This is a genomic window from Nostoc sp. DedQUE09, from assembly GCF_034530915.1.
Taxonomy (GTDB): domain Bacteria; phylum Cyanobacteriota; class Cyanobacteriia; order Cyanobacteriales; family Nostocaceae; genus Nostoc.
This window is the reverse complement of sequence record NZ_JAVRCE010000070.1, coordinates 15,110-40,639: the sequence shown is the minus strand read 5'-3', so window position 1 is coordinate 40,639 and position 25,530 is coordinate 15,110. Positions and strand designations below refer to the sequence as shown.

The 25,530-nt window shown below is 41.9% G+C and carries 17 protein-coding genes and 2 pseudogenes; 15 read left to right on the top strand and 4 right to left on the bottom strand.

The annotated features are described in order from the left end of the window. Nucleotides 1-200 precede the first annotated feature (200 nt). A complete protein-coding gene (locus tag RMY27_RS29860; protein ID WP_322668455.1) occupies nucleotides 201-1,547 on the bottom strand; it encodes a proton extrusion protein PcxA in 1,347 nt (448 codons plus the stop codon). Between the two features lie 87 nt (nucleotides 1,548-1,634). Here RMY27_RS29860 and RMY27_RS29855 point away from each other — a divergent pair, with 87 nt between their 5' ends. Then, nucleotides 1,635-3,866 carry a recombinase family protein gene (locus RMY27_RS29855; protein ID WP_322668454.1) on the top strand — a complete coding sequence of 744 codons (2,232 nt, stop codon included), beginning with the start codon at nucleotides 1,635-1,637 and terminating at the stop codon, nucleotides 3,864-3,866. A 62-nt stretch (nucleotides 3,867-3,928) separates the two neighbouring features. On the opposite strand, the gene RMY27_RS29850 is transcribed toward RMY27_RS29855, so the two are convergent. Both RMY27_RS29850 and RMY27_RS29845 read right to left on the bottom strand, forming a co-directional pair. Beyond that, on the bottom strand, nucleotides 3,929-4,738 hold the full coding sequence (locus RMY27_RS29850) for a DUF3598 family protein (RefSeq protein ID WP_322668453.1): 810 nt from the start codon (nucleotides 4,736-4,738) through the stop codon (nucleotides 3,929-3,931). Between the two features lie 24 nt (nucleotides 4,739-4,762). Continuing rightward, nucleotides 4,763-5,665, bottom strand: a complete 903-nt coding sequence (locus RMY27_RS29845; RefSeq protein ID WP_322668452.1) for an ABC transporter permease — start codon at nucleotides 5,663-5,665, stop codon at nucleotides 4,763-4,765. 382 nt (nucleotides 5,666-6,047) lie between these two features. Between RMY27_RS29845 and RMY27_RS29840 the strand changes: the two genes are divergently transcribed. From RMY27_RS29840 to RMY27_RS29830, 3 genes are all read left to right on the top strand, one after another. Beyond that, nucleotides 6,048-6,335 carry a Mo-dependent nitrogenase C-terminal domain-containing protein gene (locus tag RMY27_RS29840; RefSeq protein WP_322668451.1) on the top strand — a complete coding sequence of 96 codons (288 nt, stop codon included), beginning with the start codon at nucleotides 6,048-6,050 and terminating at the stop codon, nucleotides 6,333-6,335. A 500-nt stretch (nucleotides 6,336-6,835) separates the two neighbouring features. Then, the gene (gene def, locus RMY27_RS29835) at nucleotides 6,836-7,399 is read left to right on the top strand and encodes a peptide deformylase (RefSeq protein ID WP_322668450.1); all 564 of its coding nucleotides are present in this window, start codon (nucleotides 6,836-6,838) and stop codon (nucleotides 7,397-7,399) included. A 10-nt stretch (nucleotides 7,400-7,409) separates the two neighbouring features. Then, nucleotides 7,410-7,613, top strand: coding sequence for a hypothetical protein (locus RMY27_RS29830; RefSeq protein WP_094351396.1), 204 nt, complete (start codon nucleotides 7,410-7,412; stop codon nucleotides 7,611-7,613). Between the two features lie 62 nt (nucleotides 7,614-7,675). Here RMY27_RS29830 and RMY27_RS29825 read toward each other — a convergent pair whose 3' ends face one another. Beyond that, nucleotides 7,676-11,203, bottom strand: coding sequence for an NB-ARC domain-containing protein (locus tag RMY27_RS29825; RefSeq protein WP_322668449.1), 3,528 nt, complete (start codon nucleotides 11,201-11,203; stop codon nucleotides 7,676-7,678). Between the two features lie 650 nt (nucleotides 11,204-11,853). Between RMY27_RS29825 and RMY27_RS29820 the strand changes: the two genes are divergently transcribed. The 11 genes and pseudogenes from RMY27_RS29820 (at nucleotide 11,854) to RMY27_RS29770 (ending at nucleotide 25,517) form a co-directional block, all read left to right on the top strand. Beyond that, nucleotides 11,854-12,093, top strand: coding sequence for a hypothetical protein (locus tag RMY27_RS29820; RefSeq protein ID WP_322668448.1), 240 nt, complete (start codon nucleotides 11,854-11,856; stop codon nucleotides 12,091-12,093). 81 nt (nucleotides 12,094-12,174) lie between these two features. Beyond that, entirely contained in the window at nucleotides 12,175-12,396 is a 222-nt protein-coding gene (locus tag RMY27_RS29815; protein ID WP_322668447.1) for a hypothetical protein, read from the top strand. Nucleotides 12,397-12,553: 157 nt separating this feature from the next. Further along, nucleotides 12,554-13,366 (top strand): PD-(D/E)XK nuclease family protein, encoded by an 813-nt coding sequence (locus tag RMY27_RS29810; RefSeq protein ID WP_322668446.1) that lies wholly within the window; start codon nucleotides 12,554-12,556, stop codon nucleotides 13,364-13,366. 166 nt (nucleotides 13,367-13,532) lie between these two features. Beyond that, on the top strand, nucleotides 13,533-14,174 hold the full coding sequence (locus RMY27_RS29805; RefSeq protein ID WP_322668445.1) for a GNAT family N-acetyltransferase: 642 nt from the start codon (nucleotides 13,533-13,535) through the stop codon (nucleotides 14,172-14,174). Between the two features lie 184 nt (nucleotides 14,175-14,358). Next, on the top strand, nucleotides 14,359-16,386 hold the full coding sequence (locus tag RMY27_RS29800; RefSeq protein WP_322668444.1) for an amylo-alpha-1,6-glucosidase: 2,028 nt from the start codon (nucleotides 14,359-14,361) through the stop codon (nucleotides 16,384-16,386). A gap of 139 nt (nucleotides 16,387-16,525) precedes the next feature. Beyond that, nucleotides 16,526-17,527, top strand: coding sequence for a glutathione S-transferase family protein (locus RMY27_RS29795; protein WP_322668443.1), 1,002 nt, complete (start codon nucleotides 16,526-16,528; stop codon nucleotides 17,525-17,527). A 34-nt stretch (nucleotides 17,528-17,561) separates the two neighbouring features. Then, nucleotides 17,562-18,017 (top strand): VOC family protein, encoded by a 456-nt coding sequence (locus RMY27_RS29790; protein ID WP_322668442.1) that lies wholly within the window; start codon nucleotides 17,562-17,564, stop codon nucleotides 18,015-18,017. Nucleotides 18,018-18,095: 78 nt separating this feature from the next. Then, nucleotides 18,096-18,508 (top strand): annotated as a pseudogene (locus RMY27_RS29785) (response regulator transcription factor); the annotation flags it as partial. 55 nt (nucleotides 18,509-18,563) lie between these two features. Then, nucleotides 18,564-18,716, top strand: a pseudogene (locus RMY27_RS29780) (CopG family transcriptional regulator); the annotation flags it as partial. 463 nt (nucleotides 18,717-19,179) lie between these two features. Then, complete coding sequence (locus RMY27_RS29775) at nucleotides 19,180-20,529, top strand: hypothetical protein (protein ID WP_322668440.1); 1,350 nt, start codon at nucleotides 19,180-19,182, stop codon at nucleotides 20,527-20,529. A 284-nt stretch (nucleotides 20,530-20,813) separates the two neighbouring features. Beyond that, the gene (locus RMY27_RS29770; protein ID WP_322668439.1) at nucleotides 20,814-25,517 is read left to right on the top strand and encodes a response regulator; all 4,704 of its coding nucleotides are present in this window, start codon (nucleotides 20,814-20,816) and stop codon (nucleotides 25,515-25,517) included. Nucleotides 25,518-25,530 lie beyond the last annotated feature (13 nt).

Below are 25,530 nucleotides of genomic sequence, written 5' to 3'. Positions count from 1 at the left end.
CTCACTCACACTCGACGCTCTATTATATGCAACTTCAATGTAAATTGATATAAGATGATTCCACCTCGCTCAAATTCTAAAATCAAACACCAAAAATTTTACCCAATGCCCACTTGCCCTGAGCCTTCGCGCAGCGTCTCCTTTAGGAGAAGCCGTTCGCGTAGCGTCTCGCAGAGAAGGGATGCCCAATGCCCTATTCCCTATTCATTCATATTACGGTAAGTGGCAACAGCAGAAGGCGATATCCGGTTCAAATAGCGGAAGATCCAATACTTAAATATAGTATCTAAAATTACTGGAAATGTGGCAATAAATAAGAAGATAAAATCTCTATTCGCGGGTAATCCCCAATGGCGTGATACTCCTTCTAGTAGTACTTCCCAGCCATGAGGAGAGTGGAATCCTACAAAGATATCAGTAAACAAAATAATGATAAATGCCTTTGCACTATCACTAAGTCCATAGACAATATTATCAAAGAAAACTTTAACTACAGCAATAGAAGGCTTACTGACTAACAAAAGCCAGATAAAAGCAACCACCGAGAACATATCTGCAAAAACATTTTTGATAGCACCAGAGCTTTCGTGACGAAATTCTTCAGCAATCTCTTTTGCCTTATTTTTCATTTCAGTCTCTATCTGCTCAGGTAAGAGTGGAGGGGCTTTGATAATGAGATTTTCAAACTTGAGTTTTTCTTCAAATCTTTGTAATTCTACAAGGGCTTCCTCTTCCATTTCGGAATTGATAAATATCTGCATTTCCTGAGTGCTTCTGAATCTGTCAACAATTGGGCCGACTACAAAAGCTTTTGCTATTTGATGCGTTAAAAGTGGTATGATAATTAATAGTAAAATAAACCTGATAGATATTATTGTTCTTTTCTGAGTTTGACGAAAGCTCTGAATTACTTCTTCTTCCGAATTGGGGTCTAATTCAACTTGCAGACGACTGATAGTACTTAAAATAGAGCGAGGTAAAACACCCATTGTATCGGTTTTACTCTTGACTTTGGGTTTATTTTTTAAGTCTTGATTTGGTATTTTTGGTGGTAATGGTGGAGTATTGACAAGCAAAGATTTTTCATCAGATGTGACAGAGTTAACTGGTAAATTTGGAGGTTGTACTACTAAAGCTTTGGAAGGTGTTTTATCGGAGCTGGTTGTGTATTTAGATATAACTTGATCGATAAAGTTTAGCTTTTCTAAAACTAAAGAAGGATTTAGATACTCTATACCTGCTTTTTGGGCAGCTTTTTGATTCTCTTCATTTAAAAACCAGCGGCTTCCTCTAAACTCCGTCAGCCGCATCCTGGCAATTTTTAATAGCTTGTTGAGGTCTGACTCAAAATAATCCATCACGCTGTTACTGTACATGGCTGAGTCAATGTCTATTTTATTACCATTGAAATGCTTATCTTCTATTTCCTGAATCTTTAATGCTGCATCGTAAGCTTCATCTAAAGAACGTTCAGGAGTCTGTAAGTACCATCGATATGCAGCAAGTAAGAAAGAATAAATTTTTTGACTAAAAACAGAGTTTTTCATTGCAGATAATCATTCAGCATTATTTGGTGACTATTAACCTTAAGTTAACGCACGAGGTATACTAACAAATCTACAAGGAGAAAGTTTGTGGTTTCTCATTCGGTTTGGATTGTTGGCACTAGCCGCAGTGGTAAGACAGCTCGCTTAGTAGAGCAATTTTGTAATTGGGTAACATCAGAAAAACAATATACTGAATCATTTTATACGAAAAAAACAGGACGTAAAAAAACTGGTCATGTACCCGAATTTTTATATCTTAAACAAACAGAGCCGGGAGTTTTAGTTTTAGCGGCCAATGATGATAATCGCCGAGAGTTAGGAGATATAATTGTTACCTCCACTTTGGGTAAATATCCGGTTCGTGCCAAGACGCCACTAGGTTTTTTTCAGGATGAAGTCATTTTATTTTGGCCGTTGCTGATTAACTCGTTGAAGCTGAAAGCACAGTTTCCGGTAAGATTGCGACCAGAAACTGAGCAAGAGTTAGCAACCAAACTTTGGCGTCCGCAATTAGACGAAGAAATTTTACGTCTTGCGGGAGTGAATGAATCTCGCTTGGTGCGTCGCATCTTAGACTTATTACAATTAGCAGCTTACAGTGGTATACCTTGCGAAGATATTGCCCAGATTTTGGCCAAAGGTTTGGGGGAAAATACTACAACTTTAGAGCCGGAATTTTTGGCATCTTTGCTGCTAGATTGGCGTAATTGGTGTTTAGAGAGGGGGTTACTTACTTATGGGATTATTACCGAACTTTATAGTCAGCACTTATTAAGCGATCGCAATTATCAGCAGCACCTAACTAAACGCTATCAGGCAGTATTAGCGGATGATGTTGATGAATATCCCAGCGTAGCGCGTCTTTTGTTTGAATTGCTATTAGATCGAGGTGCAGTTGGCGCATTTAGTTACAATCCTGACGGTGCGGTGCGATTGGGATTGGGAGCAGATCCTAACTACCTAGAAGGGTTAGCAGAACGTTGTCGGGTAGAAATTTTGAATGGGCCGCCTCCAGAGTCTCTGAGCGAGCAACTGACTAAACAGATGGTGGAATTGGTCACAGAACCGATGGTAATGTTGAGTTTACCAAAAACAGTGCATTCAATTCAAACCACCTCCCGCGCCCAATTATTGCGACAAACAGCAGAGGTAATTGCTAATGCCATCCAATCACAGCAAGTGCAACCAGAAGAAGTGGCGATTATTGCACCAGGTTTAGATGCGATCGCTCGTTATACTCTAGTAGAAATCCTCGTCAAGCAAAATATCCAGGTAGAATCGCTCAATGACCAACGTCCCCTAATTAGTTCGCCCGTGATTCGCGCCTTACTCACCATGCTGGCACTAGTTTATCCCGGCTTAGGTCGCCTCGTAGATCGGGATGCCGTCGCAGAAATGCTGGTTGTATTGAGTAGAAAACAACAACTACCAGAAAACCCCTCACTCCTAACTCCTAACTCCTCACGGGCTGAACGCCCCGCTACCGCTAACAACACTCAGCACTCCCAACTCAGCACTGATATTGACCCGGTACGTGCTGGTTTGATTGCAGATTACTGCTTTGTACCCCATCCCGATCGCCCCAATTTGCTACCAGTGTCAGCCTTCGAGCGCTGGGATCGAATCGGCTATGCAGCGACTACAGCCTATAGTGAAATATTAGAGTGGTTAGAACAGCAGCGATCGCAGCAAGAACTGCGGTTAATTCCCAGTCCCATTTCTCTTTTAGACAGAGCAATTCAGCGCTTTTTGTGGAATGGTAGTAATCTCCCCTACGAACAACTAGCAGCATTACGGGAATTATTAGAAACCGCCCAACATTATTGGGAAATTGACACCAGGTTGCGACAAATTGCCCCAGTTGAAACAACGCCTCATACAACTATTATCGAATTCATTCAATTACTGCGACGGGGTACGATTACCGCCAACCCTTACCCAGTGCGCCCCATTGGTGGAGCGAGAAAGGCTGTTACCTTAGCAACTATATTTCAATATCGATCTAGTAGGCGATCGCACCAGTGGCATTTTTGGCTGGATGCTGGTTCACCTCTATGGGCGAAAGGTGGTGCAGCGACTTTGTTTGGTGCGCCGTTTTTTCTCCGAGATAGATTAGGCGAACCTTGGACAGCAGAAGATGAAAAATTGGCAGAAGAACAACGATTGCAAAGAATTTTGACAGATTTGCTCTCTCGTGTATCTGAGAGAGTTTATTTGTGTCACAGCGATTTAGCAGTGAATGGACAAGAGCAACTAGGGCCGTTGTTACCCTTAGTGAATGCCTGTGTGACTGTTATTTCTGAGGCTAATGTTAATTGAGTACAACTTTATATCGCAAAATTTAGTTAGAATAGAGCGATTTCTGATGGCAAGCCGCTAGATCAAAGCTTTTTTTCAGTAACTAAAGTCAAACTAACCCATTCACCTTTCTCGTTGTAGCTGCGAATCATCCTTTGGCGTAGGTTTGGCTGGATTAACCAACCTGCTTCCATAAAAAATGGTTGGCGTAACTGCACTTTTACAGGTGATGTAGCAGAAGCGCCATCTGGTAAAAATAATACTTGCACCTGCTTTTCTGGGTTTTGGTCAAAGAGAACAATCGGGCCTTTGATGGAAGCAGTTGAGGTAATTGTGCGATCTGCAAAAGAGCTACTTTGAATTAATCGCCCAGCATCATCAAGTTGTAATTTCAAGGTTGTAGAGTAAGTATCAGGCGATCGCCAATCTGGATATATGGTTACTGCTTGACCTTGCCATTCTCCCAACAAATCATTTATCTGCAAAGTTGGACGTTCTGTTGCTGGGGTTCCAGCGAGATGTTCTCGAATTAAAATTAATTCCTTTAACTGACCGGTAGTATCAAACAGTTGTACCAAACGTAAGCGGCGATTTTCATGAACAAAAGCGAGTTCTCCACCAAATTCGGAAAATGGCCCTAGCTGGATTAAACCTTCAGAAAATGAACCATTTTCAAAAAACAGCAGGCCCCCTCCCACGGTATTAAAGTCTCTGATTATATCTTGTCCCGAACGGCTCAGAGTTAGGCGCACTTTCTGGCTATTGTTCAAATGTTCTAGGGAAAGACAACTAGGAGTATCATTCAAAAATGTTCCTTGGGGAGAAAAATTCGTAAATGAACCTTCCCAAACACCGAGATTCTGCAAAAAACATTCCCATTGTGATTTTGTCATTTGTCATTTGTCATTTGTCAATGACTATCCTTTAGCAAAACGTCGGACAGCAAATAAGCTCCCCATTAATCCTACAGCTGCACCGAAACCTAAAAGAATCAGGGGCAATAATAAAATTTCTGCTGGAGTGAGTTGCACTCTGTTGGTGATGACTTGGATAAACTCAGGTTGATTGACTAGCAACTTACCGAGGAACTGTTGAATCACAGAAATAAAACTCCAAGCGATCGCACCACCAACCAAACCAAAGGCAATTCCTTGTAAAATAAACGGGAGGTAAATCCAAACAGAAGTCGCTCCCACTAGCTGCATAATTTCAATTTCCTGGCGACGCGCCATGACAATCAGCCTAATTGTGGTGGTGGTCACTGCGATCGCTGTTAAAGTCAGAATAATCGTAATTGTTAAAGTAATCCAGTTCAGTCCTCGGTGCAACTGGGCAATGCGTTTAACTGCTTCATCAACATACTGCACCGTCTCAACTCCTCGTAATTTAGCCAACTGTGTTGCTAAGGTTGGTACAACTTGAGAATTACGTGCTTTCACCTTCATCTCATCAACCAGAGGATTCTCACCTAGTTGCTGGGTAGCACCCTCAATATCAGAAATTCTCATTTCCTTAACTAACTTAGTCCAAGCTTGTTCTTTAGTAATGGTTTTTATTGCCGCCACTTCTGGCATTTTGGCGATGAGTGGCTCAATACTTTCGATTTGTGTATCTGGTTCGAGATAAACTGACACTTCTAACTGGCTACCAAACTGATAGAGAAGTTTTTCGACTTGCCAAGAGGTTTGCAAACTCAAACCGAATAAAAACAGTAACACCGTCACAGTACTGACAGCGGCCCAATTCATCCAACCTCCCCGCAATAAACCGAGGAAAGTTTCTTTCAGCAGATAGTCAAGTTTCGTGAAAGATTTAAACACACATCACCTCAAAATTTGAACTTAACGCCAAAGCACTAAGTTCAGCTTTTGCGTTTTTACGTCAATAACACCACTATTTATAGTCAATGGTGCAAAGTTTGCCAATATATCAGCTTTTATCTATTGCTACTTCCTTCTTCTGTCCTCTTGCTGCCTTGACCATTTACTCGCTCTTTTGCCATTTGCCACAGATATACTCACTATTGCCTCTAACAGTTATTGATAATAATTGGCTAGCTCTTCTGGTTTATCAGCAATTCTACGGTTCTTTAAACTGACCTCAAAAAAGTAGAAAAATAGTTTGGTATTTATACTATGTTTTTCTCTGGATATCGTAGTAATTTGATAGGGAGAAACAGATTGATGAAAGGAAAGTTGAACCATGAACTTCTTAAATAAAGCCAATTTGAACAATAGCTTCTTAAACCAGATCCGCTATCAGCTTGAGTCCGTAGAAATACATAATTCTAATCTAGCCAGACTATTGTGCAAAATAATTCCTTCCAATTGCCCTTTTGCAAGAACTGTTAAAGTTTTCGGTCGGACTCTGTTTCAGATTCCACCTTTATGTAAATTGAACCCTCTTTACGAACAGATAGTTACTCTTCGTTTTAAGTGTTTATTATATTTAGTCAATGAATGTGGTGAAGATGCTAGAAAATATTGCTAAATATAGGTTTCCATCAATAACAAATTGATTGGATAAATCTTTTTACTAACAAAAAATTGTATAGGAATCCTAGTTGCAATCAGATAAGAATCAGACATAAGCTGGTGAACGACTGACAATCGATTTCACATTCGGCGAGGCTCAGAAGCTTTAAAAGTACTGTTGAATGAGGTCAGCCTCGATAAAATTATCACTCCAAGTCTGGTACAACGTGACTTCACAAGAATGATTTTGGAGATTGGTACTACGTCTAAGATGATGTTTAAAAAGTATTATTACTAACAATACAACCTCGGAGACGTAACTCCCTAGCAAAGCTTCCTGACGATAAAATAAGGGTTTCCCAGCCTCTCACTCTTGGCATCAGCCTGCCGTTAGGCAAGCAAAAAGAGAAATGGCAAATGGGTTTTTGGTATACTCCAGGACTTTTTAAACATCCTCTAACTGAGATTGATAGAATGAAAATAGTAGGAATTTTCACCATCTAGCCATCAAGACTCATGCCCTCTGAAATTGCTGTCGAGAAAAAAAAGTTAAAAAATCCACCTTTGGAACTTCATTATTTAGGCGATCGCGTGCTGCGTCAAGCTGCAAAGCGGATTTCTAAAGTTGATGACGAACTTCGCCAAATAGTGCGCGAAATGCTGCAAACTATGTACAGCAAAGATGGCATTGGTTTGGCTGCACCCCAAGTGGGAATTCACAAACAACTAGTTGTCATCGACCTGGAACCAGAGAACGCAGCTAATCAGCCCTTGGTGTTGATTAACCCCACCATTAAACAAGTCAGCCGCGACCTCTCTGTTGCCCAAGAAGGATGCTTGAGTATTCCCAACGTATATTTAGACGTAAAGCGCCCCGAAGTCGTAGAAATTGCCTATAAAGACGAGTACGGTCGTCCCCGGACATTGAAGGCTAATGACCTTCTGGGACGCTGCATTCAGCACGAGATGGATCACCTTAACGGCGTGGTATTTGTAGACCGTGTAGAAAACTCCTTGACTTTAGCCCAGGAGCTATCTAAGAATGGCTTCTCGTATCAAGCGGTGAAACCAATAGCATAGGGGGGCAGTAGTGTATTTAACTCCAAAAAGCAGTTTATTTCTGGGCGGTTCTTGTGTAAGTGCGATCGCAGCCGTCGGTTCGATTTTTGAACTCGGTTACGGACAACCAGATTTTGGTTTCACAGCCACGGCAATTATCCTGGTATTAAGCATTCCACTTACAGGATTATTTTTCTTTGCCGCAGTTAAGGATGCAAGGGCTAACATGAAATAAGCATCAGGTACATAAAAAAGGTAAAGGGATGAAGGAAAAGGCAAAATTCATTCTTTTACCTTTTATTTTTGCTCTGCATCTTCCACTGCCCCTAAAGCTTTGAGCGTCACTAACTGCGCTGCGGTTAACCCTGTAACCCCAGTGATATTCATTTTTTCGTAGGGTCGTGGCGATCGCAGTATTCTTAGGCAATCACCCGTCGATACATCCCAAAGCTTGATTGTCTCATCTTGGCTACCACAAATCAGAGTTTGACCATCGGGACTAAAGGCAACTGACTTTACCCAATTAGCCCCCTGCAAAGTTTTAAGGCACTTGCCATTATAGACATCCCATAATTTTATCGTTTGGTCTTCACTAGCACTAGCTAAAGTCTGACCATCGGGACTAAAGGCAACTGACCAAATTCGATTAGTATGTTCTTGCAAGGTTGTGAAACACTTGCCCATGAAAACATCCCATAATTTCACTGTTTGGTCATCACTGCCACTAGCTAAAGTTTGACCATCTGGGCTGAAAGTAACTGACCTGATCCGATTGCTATGTCCCTCCAAAATATGGAGACATTCTCCTGTATAAATATCCCATAACCTGACTCTTTGGTTTTCACTGCCACTAGCTAAAGTTTGACCATCGGGACTAAAGGCAACCGATCTTACCCAACTGGTATGCCCTTTCAAGGTTTGGAGACATTTTCCGGTGTGAACATCCCATAATTTCACCGTTTGGTCGTCACTGCCGCTAGCTAAAATTTGACCATTAGGACTAAAAGCAACCGATCTAATTCGATTGGTATGTTCCTGCAATTTTTTGAGGCATTTCCCTGTGTGAACATCCCATAATTTAATTGTTTGCTTTTCACTGCCACTAGCTAAAATTTGACCATCAGGACTGAAGGCAATCGAACGTACCCAACTGTTATGCCCTTCCAAAATTTTGAGGAATTTATCGTTACGGACATCCCATAATTTCACTGTTTGCTTTTCACTACCGCTAGCTAAAATTTGACCATCGGGACTAAAGGCAACTGATCTTACGCGATTGCTATGCCCCTGCAAGGTTGTCAAGGACTTACCATCCTGGACATTCCATAACTTCACTGTTTGGTTTTCACTACCACTAGCTAAAGTTTGACCATCGGGACTGAAAGCAACTGACCTTACCCGATTGGTATGCCCTTGGAAGGTTTTCAGGCATTTACCATTACGGATATCCCATAATTTCACCGTTTGGTCGTCACCACCGCTAGCTAAAGTTTGACCATCGGGACTAAAGGCAACCGACCAGACGCGATTGGTATGTCCCTGCAAGGTTTTCACGCATTTACCATCACGAACATCCCATAATTTCACCGTTTGGTCGTCACTGCCAGTAGCTAAAATTTCACCATCAGGACTAAAAGCAACTGACCTTACCCAACTGCTATGTCCTTGCAAAATTTTCAGGCATTTACCATCACCAACATCCCATAACTTTACTGTTTGCTTTTCACTGCAACTAGCTAAAGTTTGACCATCAAGACTGAAGGCAACTGACATAATTCGATTGGTGTTCTCCTGCAAAGTTATCAGACATTTGCCGATGTGGACATTCCATAACTTCACTGTTTGGTCTTCACTGCCACTAGCTAAAGTTTGACCATCGGGACTAAAGGCAACTGACCTAACCCAATTGCTATGTCCGTGCAAGGTTTTCAGGCATTTACCATCATGAATATCCCATAATTTCACGGTTTGGTCATCACTGCCACTAGCTAAAGTTTGACCATCGGGACTGAAGGCAACTGATTTTACCCAACTGCTATGTCCAATACAGGTAAAAAGTAGCTTTCCATCATCAACTTGCCACAAGTAAGTCTTGCCATCAGCATCACCCGTAGCCAAAAGTTTTCCATTCGGGCTAAATGCGACTGACGAAATACTAACTAATGTTTCGGCAAAAACGCATTTAGCTAAATCAGCATTGGCAAAATTCACCCGATGCAAATTCACACTTTGTAAATATGCTTGCCAAATGGTCAGATTAGAAAAATCATAGCCGCTAAAATCAATTTGTAGTTGACAAAGAATATTTAATAGATTTCCACCTGCATATCCTGCTGTTTGGGGAGCTTGTCGCAGGGACAATAAAATTTGATATAGATGATGTTCAATATTTTTAGCATATCTAAAAATAGTTAATAATCTATCTATTATTGGTTTAATAATCAGGGTAATCTGAGTGTTTCTAATATAATCTTTAGCCGTAGCTGCCATTAAAGCATGGCTCATAAATAGTATAATATTATTAGTGGTAATTTCATAACAAACTTGTTCAATAAGTTGGTCGGTTATGTATTCCATTACCACAGACTGGAGGGTAAAAAGTGCTGTTCTTTGTTCAATTAGCGATCGCCTCCGTAGAGATTCTAGCGCTTCCATCACTTCCCTTTTGGTCAAAGGACGCACAATATCATTGAGCAATTCGTCTAGAGAAACTAACTCGCGCTTGATTGCTAGCCAATAAATTATTTCTTTTTCGATCTCTGACAAGCGCTCAAATTGCTGGTCTAGTAAATTTCGGGTGTCGCCAAAAATTATCTCTCCTTCAGCTAGAAAAGCAGCGATATCACCACCAAATAACTCCCGAATTGGCTCAGAAACTAGTTTTAACGCTAAAGGATTACCTGAATATTTTTCAACTAGCTTGGCCCATTCTTGTTGTGAGCCAAATAATCCTTTATCTTGGAGAATTTCTTGCCCTTCTGTTTCTCCTAAGCCAATTAACGATAATGTTCTGACTGGTGATGCTTCTCCTTCTAAAGAAGCAAATTCTTTTGGTTTTTCACGAGATGTCAGCACTAAACAGCTTTGATGTGGTTCTTCCCCTACTCGACTAAGTAGTTGACCATAATCTTCGTATTCTTGTTTATATTGTCCGGCGCGATCGCCTTCTTGTAAAATTGTCTCTGTGTTATCAAATACCACAAGACAACGATGCTTTCGTAAATAATGAATCAGCAGCGTTACTTTACCATCTACGCTTTCTGGCAAATTTGTTTCTCTCTCATCAGATAAAAACCCGATTAGGCTCGTTAACATCTCTGCAACAGGTGGCGCATTGCGGAGACTCCGCCAAATCAAGTACTCAAAATTATCCTGAACTTCCTTCGCCAGTTTCACAGATAAAGCAGTTTTGCCGATTCCACCCATTCCTAATATTGCCACTAGTTGGCAGTTATCCTTAATGAGCCACTGCGTTAGCTGAGACAATTCTGCTATCCTTCCCTGAAAAAAGCAGACACCAGGCGCTTCACCCCAATCTTGACGGTTTTGGATAATGGATTTCTCAGTCTGTGAAGATGCTTGATACTCAGATTCTATAACTTGCTGTAACTTAGTGAGCTTACCTGGGCCGCTACCAGTAACACGAAATTTTTTGTAAACTTCGCTCAATCTTTTGCGTACTGCTTCGGCACTGATTGCCAATTTTTTCGCGATCGCATTTGGCGATTGTCCATGAACAGCGTGTAAAAACACCTCGATCTCGCTGTTAGACAAGCACCGTTTTTCGGCTAAAGCCAAAAGAACCTTTTCGGGAATGACACTCATACTCACACAAAGACAGACTACACACCAATGTTATCTCACTATGTGAGTCAAGATTCCTGCAAAAAGTGAGCATTCATTGACGAAGGGGACAAAGGACAGGGAATAGGGGACAGTTTTTCTGATTTCCTTTTCCCTCTTTAGCTAGATATTTCAGGGATTTTTATCGTATCTTATGTTATTTAGATAATTTTCTTTATAGTTTACCTTGACCTAAGTAACTAAGTTACTTTATAGTGAGTTTAACAGTAGAAACCACGGTGACTTAGTAAGGTTACGGGTGAATTAAAGAAACTTAGTGAGTAAGACATAAAGGCAAAGACTGGAACTGCAAATTCTGAAAAAGGCAAGTATACAAATTGCCTGTAGGAATTTCGAGGGTTCAATGCGCGTAGTGCGCGTTCTGTGATGTTACGCGCATTGAACGCCTAATTTTTGATATCCAGATTGCCCTGGTAATTCATCAAAGAGCTTAATTTTTCATGAGCCGCAAATATCAAAACCACTTTTGTTGATATTCCCACTCCATTCAGGAGTAGGACTTTTGTCAACCTTGACTTGGTGGGAGCAAAACTGTGGAGATTCGCTGTTTCCTTAGTGTGGTCGGGGGAGCGCAAACTGCTACCTAGATTCAATCAAAACAGGAAAAAACTATGAAACCCAGTCTCAAAGATAACGATAATCTGTTGTTCAAGTGGTTTTGTATAGGACTCAAATATTTTCTGCTGGGGCTGCTGGGGCTGGGAATAGCCTTTGTTGTGTCTCACACTTTTGGGGTAAATGCGATAGTTGGGATGCTTTTATCCGCAAGTCTACGGTCATGGGTTGGGAGGATAGCGATTTTCCTAGTCTGTCTATTTGCGATCGCCATGATGTTCGAGTCTTGGGGTTAAGACTCATACTGACCATAAATAGCCTTTAGCTGAGTGAAGGTCAGCCAAAGGCTTCGTAACTTTTCACTTGGAGATCGTATCATGTCTAACAACAACGGCTCTGGGGTAGAAACATTTTCGCCACTTTTAGTAATCTTAGTGGCAGGGTCAATTTCTTTGGCGATCGTTAATAAAGCTAATCACCCGGCATATTTTGACATCGTTAAAATAGCTATAGCCTATAGCTTTGGCTCAATCAAGTCCCAAGGAAAAAGTAAACATTCCGATCGCCAGGATGAGGTAGATAAAGACGAGTTGAAATAGCAGACGTGAGAACTATCTTTCAAGAGTGCTGAGTACTAAACATCTGGTGAAAATTAAATATGCATTACCTGATTCTTTTTTTACTCAGCACTCGTTACTCAGCACTCAGCACTATTTTGGTGAGTTGCAGATTATAATTTACTTCTAAAATAGAAGAATGCTGTCAACTCCCACTCAACTACTGCGACTGTCTCAAGGACAACTTAACTTACTAGAAGCTTGTCCGCGTAAATTTCAACATACCTATTTAGAAAAACTCAATTCCCCCGCAAATCCAGAACAAGAAGAACGGCTAACTTTGGGTAGTCGCTTTCACTTGCTAATGCAACAGCGAGAAATGGGTTTGCCAATTGATAGTTTCTTGGAAGCAGATGCGCAACTGCAAAGCTGGATGCTAGGTTTTGCTGATGCAGCGCCAGAAATTTTAACGGCTGCATCTGATAATCAAACTTTCCGTGAAAGCGAACACTACCGGACTCTGCAAGTTCAGGATTATTTGCTCACAGTTATCTATGATTTATTGATTGCAGATAACCAACAAGCGCAAATTCTCGACTGGAAAACTTATCCTAAACCACCCAACAAACGCAAGTTAGAATCCAACTGGCAAACACGGCTTTATCTATATGTATTAGCAGAAACTAGTGACTATTTGCCAGAAAATATTTCCATGACTTACTGGTTTGTCCAATCTGAGGGTAAACCGCAAAATATTAAATTTAATTACAGTACTGTTCAACACACACAAACAGCAAAGAAACTTAATCAACTGTTAAGCCAGTTAACTAAATGGCTGGAAAATTACCAAAATAACCAGCAGTTTCCGCAAGTTGGGGAAGGTAGTAAAAACTGTGATTATTGTCAGTTTGCCAAACGTTGCGATCGCACACAAGCAATTGAAGAAACAGTGAAAGACTCGTTGCCAAATTTTGACAGTATTCAAGAAGTCTCACTCAACCCCATACATTAGAGACTTCCAGTTAAAAGAATATCCCGTCGTAGGGGCGCAAGGTCTTGTGCCCCTACAAATCTATAAATAATTTGGGATAATTTATTTTTTGCAAGTCTCTTAGAGGATGTTTGTAAAATCCAATCGGGGTATAAAGAAGCTATAACTTTTAAATTTATGTAAATTTATGTCAAGCTTTGACGAAACTGAAGAAATTTATGTACGCGAATTAGGAATTGACGACATTGCTGCCGTTTACCACTTGGGAGAAGGCTTATTTACCAGCGATTTATATCCTTATTTATATCGCACCTGGGACGAATGGGAAGTGATTGGACTTTACAACACCGATCCAGAATACTGTCTTGTGGCTGAAACAGATGGAGAGTTAGCAGGATTTATTTTGGGAACAATCATCACCAAAGCATCTTGGACTTATGGATATATTTTATGGCTAGGAGTTAGTCCAAAATATCAGCGTCGGGGAGTTGCAGACAAGTTGGTTGATAAAGTCGTCGCCCGGATGATTGAAGATGGGGCGCGGTTTATGTTGGTAGACACTGACCCCACCAATACTTCAGCATTAAAGTTTTTTAATCGCAAAGGTTTTGGTAATACTCGCCAGCATATTTTCTTGTCGATGAATTTAAGCAAGCATGAATATTATGGCAGATTGATTGATTATGAACACCAAAAAGCTGAAAGAGCAGGTTATAAGCGATCGCGTCCAGCAATTCGTGCCCGGAAAGCTGATAGTGTTGCTAATGAAGTTGTCCTCAACCCTCTAGTAAATGAATCTCAAATAACTGAGGATCAATCCCCAATCTAATAAAAGTTAGGAGTAGCCCTTTCAATTTGGGTAAAATTTTTGGACAATAATTCCTCTTTCTCCGTGTTCTCTGCGCCTCTGTAGTTTAAGAAATTACTTTTAAACCGTAGGGGCACAGAGAACGCAGAGAGAAAAGCATGATGGCGATCGTTAATTTTGAATTTAAAGCAAAGTGGCGTGACTTATGTGTATAGAATTTGGGCGAGAAATCTGCGGCAATCTTGACATTGCAGAATCGCGGGAGTGGTTAGTTACTAACGGTATTGGTGGTTACGCCTCTGGGACTGTGGCTGGTTTATTGACTCGCCGCTATCACGGACTATTAGTAGCAGCATTGAAACCACCTTTGGGTCGTACCTTAATGCTGGCAAAACTAGATGAAACTGTATTGTATGGCGATCGCTCTTATTCTCTAGACACCAATCGTTGGACAGATGGTATTGTCAGTCCCCACGGTTATCAGCATATTGAACGTTTTTCTCTGGAAGGTACAATTCCTGTATGGTGTTTTGCTGTTGCCGATGCCTTATTAGAAAAACGCGTGTGGATGCAACAAGGCGCGAACACAACTTATGTCCAGTATACTTTGCGTCGTGCCACCCAACCGCTAAAGTTGACGCTCAAAGCAATAGTCAACTACCGCGATTATCACAGCGACACTCAAAGCAATGGTTGGCAGATGTCTGTTGAGGAGGTGGAACAGGGGATTTGTGTAACTGCTTATCCGGGTGCTGTACCACTATATTTACTGAGTGATTCACCTAAAGGCGATGCCTACGGCGGCAAGCTACGCAGCATTTCACGCGTTAGTACATCTGTTGTTCATAATTGGTATCATGGCTTTGACTTGGCAGTTGAACGCTATCGGGGATTGAGAGATCGAGAAGACCACCTCCACGCCGCCACTTTTGAAGTTACACTGAATCCTGGGGAAGCGATGGCATTTGTAGCCAGCACAGAAAAACAACCAAATCTCAATGGTGAAGCGGCACTCAAGTTACGTCGCGCTCAAGAACAGAAGTTAACAGAATTTTGGAAAACTAATCGACCTTTCAAAACTAAGGAATCACCTGACTGGATCGACCAGCTAGTATTAGCTGCTGACCAATTTATTGTCGATCGCTCATTGCCAGAAGACCCCTACGGCAAAACCATCATCGCTGGTTATCACTGGTTTAGCGACTGGGGACGCGACACGATGATTAGTCTACCTGGTTTGACAATTTCCACTGGTCGCCCAGAGGTAGCACGCTCAATTCTTCGCACCTTTGCCAGATACGTAGACCAGGGAATGCTGCCTAATCGCTTTCCTGATGCGGGTGAGCAACCAGAATATAATACAGTCGATGCCACACTTTGGTACTTTGAAGCAGTCCGCGCCTACTACAGCGCCACGGACGATGATACTTTGCTTGGTGAACTTTTTCCCATACTTGCAGACATCATTGATTGGCACTGTCGCGGTACACGCTACAATATTCATCTCGATGCCGCCGATGGCTTACTTTATGCAGGCGTTGCAGGCGTACAACTGACCTGGATGGATGCCAAAGTTGACGATTGGGTAGTTACGCCCCGAATTGGCAAACCAATCGAAGTTAATGCCCTCTGGTACAATGCTTTACGGACAATGGCAAAGTTTGCCCGTCAGCTTGGTAAACCACACCAAGAATATGAGGCAATGGCAGACCGGGCAAAGTATAGATTTTCTCGCTTTTGGAATGATGAGACAGGTTATTGCTATGACGTTCTAGACAGTCCTGATGGTGATGATTCAGCGTTGCGTCCTAATCAAATATTTGCTGTGTCATTACCAGAAAGTCCGCTCACACCTACCCAGCAAAGGGGTGTGGTGGAAGCTTGCGGGCGATCGCTGCTGACTTCTTATGGGTTGCGATCGCTTGCCCCCGATCATCCTCAATTTCAGGGTAAATACGGCGGCAATCAGTATCAACGTGATGGAGCTTACCACCAGGGAACCGTTTGGGGTTGGTTATTGGGGCCGTTCGTCTTAGCACACCTGCGCGTCTACAAAAATCCCGAACAGGCTCGTCAATTTTTGGAACCAATGGCTAATCATCTTAACGCGCATGGTGTTGGTAATCTCAGCGAAATTTTTGATGGTGATGCCCCGATGACTCCACGGGGATGCATTGCCCAAGCTTGGACAGTGGCAGAGGTTTTGCGTGCTTGGTTGGCGACAGCGAGTTGATACGGGAAACCGTGATCTATCTACAAAGTCGATTTTGTCAAGAATTTTTAAGAAATTAAAATCCTTCAGAAAAGGAAAGACGTAATGCTGAAGTAATCCTCAAAAGTTTATAGACACGCTTTAGTGTTAGGAGGAAGTTATGCCGTCAGGAATGATGATCGAAGGCAAATGGACAACCGATGGGAATAAATCAGATCCTAGCGGTAAGTTCAAGGAAACGCCGACAACGTTTCGCGATCGCGTCACCGCTGATGGTTCTAGTGGGTTTAAGGCAGAAGCAGGACGCTATCACCTCTACGTTTCCTTGGCGTGTCCCTGGGCGCATCGCACTTTAATTATGCGAGAAATCAAAGGTTTGAATGATGCCATCTCAGTCTCTATCGTCGATCCGATTATGAGCGACAAGGGATGGATGTTTTCTGAAGCACCGGGAGCTATTCCTGACTGGGTGAATCACACTCAATATTTGCAAGAGATTTATCTGAAGGCCGATCCCAAATACACAGGACGAGTTACCGTTCCGGTGTTGTGGGATAAGCAAACTCAAACAATCATCAATAACGAATCTCGCGAAATCATGCGGATGTTTGACGTAGAGTTTGGGGAATTGGCAACACAAAAAATAGACTTATACCCACGCGACTTACAGCATCAGATTGATGAAACGATTGATGCAGTTTATCTGCCAATCAATGCTGGTGTATATCGCGCTGGTTTTGCGACTTCACAAGCAGCCTACGAAGATGCGGTAACTGAACTCTTCGAGAGTTTAGATCGATGGGAAGCCATTCTGAGCCAGCAACGATATTTATGTGGCAATCAACTCACCGAAGCCGATATTTGTATGTTTGTTACTCTGTATCGGTTCGACTCGGTGTATTACGGTCACTTTAAGTGTAACTTGCGGCGAATTATCGACTATCCAAATCTCTGGAATTATCTACTAGACCTATATCAGCGTCCTGAGTTCAAAGCGACTTGCAATTTAGACTATACCAAGCGCGGCTATTACATGAGCATGACTGATATTAATCCAAATCGAATTGTGCCGAAGGGGCCGATCGTTGATTTTGACCAACCGCACGATCGCGAACGCTTCACTAAGGCGTCTCGTAGAGAAGTTATCGCCCCCTATTCATAGAAAGGAAATTGCACAATCTAACTGGAGTAACACCATGAGCCTTGTATCAGGTATCCACCATGTTGCAGTGGTGACAGCAGACATCGACCGCTTTATCGACTTCTATACTGATGTATTCGAGATGCCAGTAATCTTCCAAGAAACGACCCCAGCCTTTCGTCACGCACTTCTGCTAGCTGGATCGCAGAGTGTGCTTCACGCAGCAGAGATATCTAATAATATTCATAGTTCTGGATTGCCGGATATGTTTGGACGAGGACACATCGACCACCTAGCTTTGAATGCCCCAACAGAATCAGCATTCCAGATTATCCGCCGCAAACTCATAGATCGGGGCGTGACTGATGGCGCGATCGCCGATCTAGGACCAGTACTTAACTTGTCATTTTCCGATCCTGATGGTATGCAGATCGAAGTTTGCCTGATCGTCGATGCTTCACTTCAGGGTTTTCACCAACCGCGGCCATATCTAGAGGCTATCAACCAATAGGTTGAAGTTAGCATTAGTCCCCTTCGCTGTTTGTGGTTAATTAATAGTGTCGATTTCGTCTGCTTATTTTCAACTTGCGATCGCGTCGCCGGATTAGATGCAAAGCTGATGATTATGTAGTTAAGCTCTTCAGTATTGAGGAACTATTAGCTAGAATTCGCGCTTATCTCCGGCGCACGCAAGAAACAGACGAGGATTTGTTGCAATTTGAAGATTTAAGCTTAAATAGGCACACTCGTGAAGTATTTCGGGAAAAACGAAGCATTCAGTTAACAGCAAAATAATTTGACTTATTAGAATATCTCCTTTCACATCCCCGTCAAGTATTTACTAGAGATCAAATTTTAGAGAAAGTTTGGAGTTACGACTTCATGGGTGATTCTAATATTATTGAAGTATATATTCGTTGTTTGCGGCTTAAGTTAGAAGAAAATAATGAAAAACGTTTGATTCATACAGCCTGTGGTGTAGGCTATGCACTACGGGAGTAATCGTAATGACTTGGTGATTTCGAGAAAAGCAACATATTCAAGATAAAAGAGGATTATGAAGAAAAAATGGGCTGTTAAACGACTTACAGTAAATCTCACAACTGAGGAAATGAAGAAACTTGAGCAATACTGTACTCTCACAGGAAGACCAGCAACAGATGTAATTCGAGAATTGCTCCGAACTCTTGAGGTTGACAATACTGAAAACTCTGAGATGGGAACAGCAGACTCAACAATGACTGTTGGTAGTTTGTCAAAATCACAGTAAATATCCACTCGAATATAGCAGACTTCTTGCAGAAGTGGGGTAAAGGGGAAGGGGTAAAGGGAAAAGGATGGAATTTTCCCTTTACCTTTAACCTTTCCCCAATATCTTGCAAAAGTAAATTTTGCAAGATGTCTAGCGTTCCCTAATCAGAATCAGCTACAGCTTAACCTCACCTCCAACCCCTATTTTCACCAAGGAAGGGTTGGGGGTGAGGTTTTGATATGTACTTTATGCACCTGGGAACTTCTATATCCCGCCAAATTAACGTCTTTACGCCTTTTGCCTTTCCTATGTCTTAACAAGCATCGATTATGGGCATCATAATCCCAGTTCGAATACATCAGCTAGCAGCCAGAGAACTATTTGGCAGCAAGTTTTTCATTTATAAATGTAGTATCGACCGATGGCAAATAGTTTTAGACCTTATTTCTTTGTTTCTCAATATAGTTTGTACGCTGTATTTTTTTTGGGATGCCTACAGATTCAATTGGGAGTAATCTGTAGCGTAGGTATTTGGATATTATCAGAAGCTAAATTACAAGCAGCCCAAGCACATCAGACCTGGAAATCACCTTTAGGATTGACTGAGCAAGTTACCAAAGTAAATCCTGAGTCAGCACAATACTCAAAACCAATCCCCTATCGATTAAAGCCAACACCTATTTTGCTGGCGGCGCCCGAAAACTTCAATCCTGATTTGCGATTACCACCATCGCTACCCAAACCACCACAGCAGAATTCTAGCCCACCATCGCTACCCGAACCACCGCAGCAGAATTCTAACCCACCATCGCTACCCGAACCACCGCAGCAGAATTCTAACCCACCAAAAACACCCACCGAAGCAAAAACGCCGGATGCAGTTCTGGAAAGTATTCATACGGACTATCGCTATGACACAGACAACTTTGGTCAAACTAATTTTTTCCTTGAGCCAACAGTTCAGTTTCGATTGAGAAATGGCAATAAAATATTTTTCAAGACAGGTTTTAACTTCTTTGAGCAACGCGGTGTTGAATCAATTACTAATTTTCCCTTGCAAGTTGGATGGCAAGGAAAAATTGGACAAGTGACTCTACAAACAGCAGCCGGAGTCGATGTGTTCAATCGTCTACCCACAGCTATCAATCTCAATGTTAAGGTGGATGCTCCCATTTCGCCGCCACGAGTTTCGTCATCAGGTCGATTGCTATCGGCAGTAATAATATCAGGTAATTTAGAACAAGGGCCTTATAAATCCAATGCTCGAACTTTAGACAATCAAATTACTGCTTGGCGATTTGGGCCTGATTTATACTGGCAGATTGATCGTGACACCAGCTTATTTTCATCATTGCGTTTGGGTAGTTACAACGATGGTAATTCCGAGGTGCAGTCTTTTAGTAGGTTAGAGCGCAAGTTCGGACAATTTTCTTTGGCAGCTAACTTATTCACTTGGAGTTACGATCGCGATTTAGAACGCACAAGCGGCTATTTTTCTCCACCAGATTTTCTAGTTTATAACGGTGAGGTAGCTTGGGAGGGAAATATTGCTAATTTCTTACGCTGTCGCCTCGCTGCCAATTTAGGCCGGCAGCGGCTTAAAGGAGAATTTGACAACGCCAATACCTATCAAACGCGCTGTACTGTAAAACTCTCGCCCAGTATAGAAGCAGACTTGGGCTATAGCTTTAGTAATGTCCGCAATCAAGAAACCGGGGGAAGCGCCTACGGTGGTAATTCCTTCACAGGACAGTTGCGGGTCAAATTTTAGGAGGCAGGGGGCAGGATGCAGAATTCAAAATGAATTTACAATCAAGCCTGCTATATATTTTTGATTTTTTTATTTTCTTCAAATTATAAACTTTGACTATAGCGTTTATTAATCACATGAGATACATCATATTCCCCTCCTCGCTTGCGGGGAGGGGGTTGGGGGTGGGGTTCTTGTACCTCATTCAACTGAGAACCGCTGTATCAATTGTCTTCTTAATTCTGGCTCCTGAATTCTGAATTTTAAATTCTTTTTTTAAATCCAAAATAGTATAAGCCTGAAGAATGAAAGCACCATTACCTAATAACGAAACACAGCGAATCGAATCTCTTTTGGAGTATAAAATACTTGATACTCGTCCGGAAGCAGCATTTGACGATCTTACCCGTTTAGCCTCATATATTTGTGGAACTCCCATTGCCTTAATCAGCTTAATTGATACAAATCGTCAGTGGTTCAAGTCAAAAGTTGGTTTGGATGCCCTACAAACACCCCGCGATTTGGCATTCTGCGCCCATGCTATTCTGCAACCTGAAGTTTTTGTTGTACCTAATGCAACAGTTGACGAAAGGTTTGCGACAAACCCGTTAGTTACTTCAGATCCGAATATTCGGTTTTATGCTGGTGTACCGCTGACTAACCCTGAAGGATATGCACTAGGAACACTTTGTGTAATTGACCGTGTACCAAGAAACCTCTCTCCAGAACAAGTTGAAGCATTACGGATTCTCGGTCGCCACGTAATCAAGCAACTAGAAATGCGGCGCAGTTTGGCAAGTTTGGTATTGGCAAATGATACACGTAAACAGGTACAGAAAACGCGCAAACAATTTTTTCAAAGAATAGCCGGAGGGTTTGGGTTAGCATCGGCAATTTTAGTTTTGATTGGCGTTATTTCTTATCAAAATACACGCATATTGATTGATACGAATAATCAGGTACAAAGAACCCAAGAGAAAATCAATCAACTAGAAGAATTACTATCCAAGATGAAAGATGCTGAGACTGGACAACGCGGTTACATCCTCACTGGACAAGAAAGTTATCTAGAACCTTATCAAGCAGTAGTTGAAAACATCGATCAAAAAATTATAAAACTGAAGAATTTAATCGCAGATCAACCTAATCAACAAAAGCAGCTCGCAACCCTTGAACCGCTGATAGCTGCAAAACTTGCCATACTTAAGCAGACTATATACCTGCGTCAAAACCAGGGATTCGAGGCGGCGTTGCAGGTAATCCAGACAAATCAAGGAAAACATCTCATGGATGATATCCGCAAGATCATCAATGAGATAAAGAATGAGGATAAAAGGTTGCTTCAACAGCAGTCACAAGCTGCAAAAACCAGTGCTAAAAACGCGATTTTGACAATTGCGATCGCTATTTGTCTAAGTTTTCTGATTCTGGCTATGGTCTACTACTTTATTTATCGTGAGGGAAAGGAACGTAAATTAACAGAGGAAACACTGAATCAAGAACGCAACTTTATCTCAGCAGTCCTTGATACAACCAGCGCTTTGGTAATAGTTCTTGACCATAAAGGGCAAATTGTTCGCTTCAATCAAGCTTGTGAACAAATTACTGGTTATTCATTTGATGAGGTGAAAGGAAGGCATTTCTGGAATCTGTTTCTACTTCCTGAAGAAATCGAGCCAGTTAAAGCAGTTTTTGAGCAGTTGCGATCTGGTGAAGCGCCCAAAGAATACGAAAACTATTGGGTAACTAAGGATGGCAGCCGACGACTGATTGCCTGGACTAACACTACCTTGCAAGACTATGAGGGCAACGTTGAATACATTGTTGCCACAGGTATTGACATCAGCGATGTCTACCAAGAACTTCGCTTACGCCAACGAACTGAACAGCATCTAAAAGCAGAGTATGTTACCACCCGTGTCTTGGCAGAGTCAACCACAATCAATGAAGCCATGCCCCAAATATTGCAAGGAATCTGCGAAAGTTTGGGATGGGATTTTAGTGAATTTTGGATGCTAGATCAACGAGCAAATCTACTGTCCTTGGTAAATACATGGTACAAAATCTCCTTTGAGATGCAAGAATTTGACATCCTCAGTCGGCAGACCACATTTGCACTAGGAATAGGGCTGCCTGGCCGTGTCTGGGCTAGTCTTGAACCTGTTTGGATCGCTGATGTCGTTAAAGATCAGAGTTTCATTCGCTCTCAAATCGCTGCCGAAGCAGAACTGCACGGAGCTTTTGGTTTTCCGATCTGTAGTGGTAAAAAAATCATCGGTGTCATTACCTGCTTTAGCCATGAAATCCAGCAAGCTGACCCAGATTTGGCAAAAGTCATGAATTTAATTGGTGAGCAAGTAGGGCAGTTTATTGAGCGCAAGCAGGCAGAAGAACAACTCCAACGCCAAAACTTGCGATCGCAACTATTTACTGAAATCACCCTCAAAATTCGTCAGTCTTTGCAAATCAAAGAAATTCTCCAAATCACTGTCACCGAGGTTCAAAAAATTCTCCATAGTGATCGAGTTTTGATTTATCAGCCAAAGGCAGATGGCTCTGGAGCTACCGTGGTTGAGGCAGTAATTTCTGGCTGGCTAGCAATTAAAGAGAAAGAGCTAGTCAATGCTTACTTTCAAGCCGAATATATCCAGCAGTACTATCTACAACAGTACCGTCAAAAACCGAATCTGGGGCTTGCAGACTTGGATATAGCTGAAGTCCAAAAAAACCATCTCGAATTACTGCAACAATTTGGAGTCCAGTGTAATTTAGTCATACCCATTCTCGTCAAAGAAGAACTCTGCGGTTTACTGATTGTCCATCAGTGCGGCGGCTCTCGCCAATGGTCTAGCTTTGAAACTCATCTTTTACGGCAAATAGCTGACCAAGTAGGTATTGCCTTAGCCCAAGCCCAAATGTTAGATGCAGAAACTCAACAACGACGAGAACTCGAAATTGCTCGTCACCAAGCTGAATTAGCTTCTCAAACCAAAAGTGCCTTTTTGGCCAACATGAGCCATGAAATTCGGACTCCAATGAATGCTGTATTGGGCATGACAGGCTTAATGTTAGAAACTCCTCTAAATTCCGAGCAACGGGATTTTATGGAGACAATTCGCATTAGTGGCGATGCTCTGTTAAGCCTGATCAACGAAATTTTGGATCTGTCCAAACTAGAGGCTGGAGAAATGGCACTAGAAACTTTAGACTTTAACTTATCTACCTGTGTAGAAGAGGTGTTGGAATTATTGGCTCCCTCAGCTCATCATAAGGGATTAGAAATTGCAGGATTAATCTATAGCAACGTCCCTACCCAGCTCCAAGGCGATGCTGGCCGTCTGCGACAAATTCTTATGAACCTGATTAGCAATGCGATCAAGTTCACCAGCAAGGGAGAGGTAGTATTACGAGCAGAATTGCGGTCGCTTTCTCTGACTACAGCCACCATCTATTTTGCGATCGTAGATACCGGTCTTGGCATTACCCCAGAAGATCAATCCAAACTCTTTAAGCCATTTACCCAAGTAGATGCTTCCACCACCCGTAAATATGGGGGGACAGGTTTGGGATTAGCCATCTGCAAGCAACTGGTAAGCTTGATGGGAGGAGAAATGGGTGTAGAAAGTCGGTTGGGAAAAGGATCTAAGTTTTGGTTTGAAGTAACTCTCGCCAAACAAATTGACTCTATTTCCTTAGAAGGCGAACGCGAACTTTTGCTCAATCGGCGCTTGTTAGTGGTGGATGATAATGCTACAAATCGCAAAATTATCTACCATCAAGCTACCCGTTGGGGGATGCTGGTGGATCAGGCTGCTTCGGCTACTACTGCTCTCAAAGCTATTCAGGAGGCTGCCAAGCAAAAAAATTTCTATGACATAGCTGTAATTGATATGCACATGCCAGAAGTAGATGGCATGACTTTAGGAGAACAAATTAAAGCAAATTCAGCGATCACGGGGCTACCTTTGATTATGCTTACCTCTACCGATCAACGCGATGAAATCCAGCGATCGCTAAAAATAGGATTTGCAGCTTATTTAGTCAAACCTGTTAAGCCAGCGCGGCTCCTCGATACCATCATGACTATTTTAGGAACACAGATGGAAAAGGAGTCTGAAGTCAAAATTCAGGAGTTAGAAGTCAGAAGTCAGGATTTAAAACTGAAAAATTCTGAAAACAACCGCAACTATTATTCTAGTTCGCAGCTTCCACTTCCTAACTCCCACAAATTAAGAATTCTCTTAGCCGAAGATAATTTGGTGAATCAGAAAGTCGCTTTGAAGCAACTCAAAAGCCTGGGTTATAGTGCTGATGTTGCTGGGAATGGGCAAGAAGTTTTGCAGCTATTAGAAAAAATTCCCTACGATTTAATTCTGATGGATTGCCAAATGCCAGTTCTCGATGGTTTAGAAACCACAAAAGAAATTCATCGTTGGCAAGAAAACTACTTTGCCAGTGGTTATCGTCCGGTGGTAATTGCAATGACAGCTAATGCGATGAGAGAAGACCAACAAATGTGTCTAGATGCCGGAATGGATGACTATTTGAGCAAGCCAGTAATCAAAGAAAATTTGGCGGCGACGCTAGAGCGTTGGGGAAATGTGATATTTGAAGCAAAAGAAACACCTGCCACAGAGCAAACAGTTTGTACAACAGATGTAGGTTCTGTTAACCTCCCAATTGATTGGGAACGCTTGCACCAACTCTCAGAAAATAACCCAGAATTTGAATTGGAACTACTGCAAATATTTGTTGAGGATATTCAACCTCGTCTAGAGTTAATTAAAATAGCGATCGCAGATCATGACTTTGAACAAATAGTACTCCAAGGTCATCAGATTAAAGGTTCTAGTGCCAATATGGGAATTACAACCATGCATCTGGTAGCAGAAAAACTGGAACAATTAGCTTACAACCAAGAGCGTCGAGGTACTAGTAACTTAATCTTGGAGTTAGAAGACTTTGTTAAACGCATCCAAGAGTTTTTAATGCAAACTCATAACTCCTAATTCCCACTTTTAT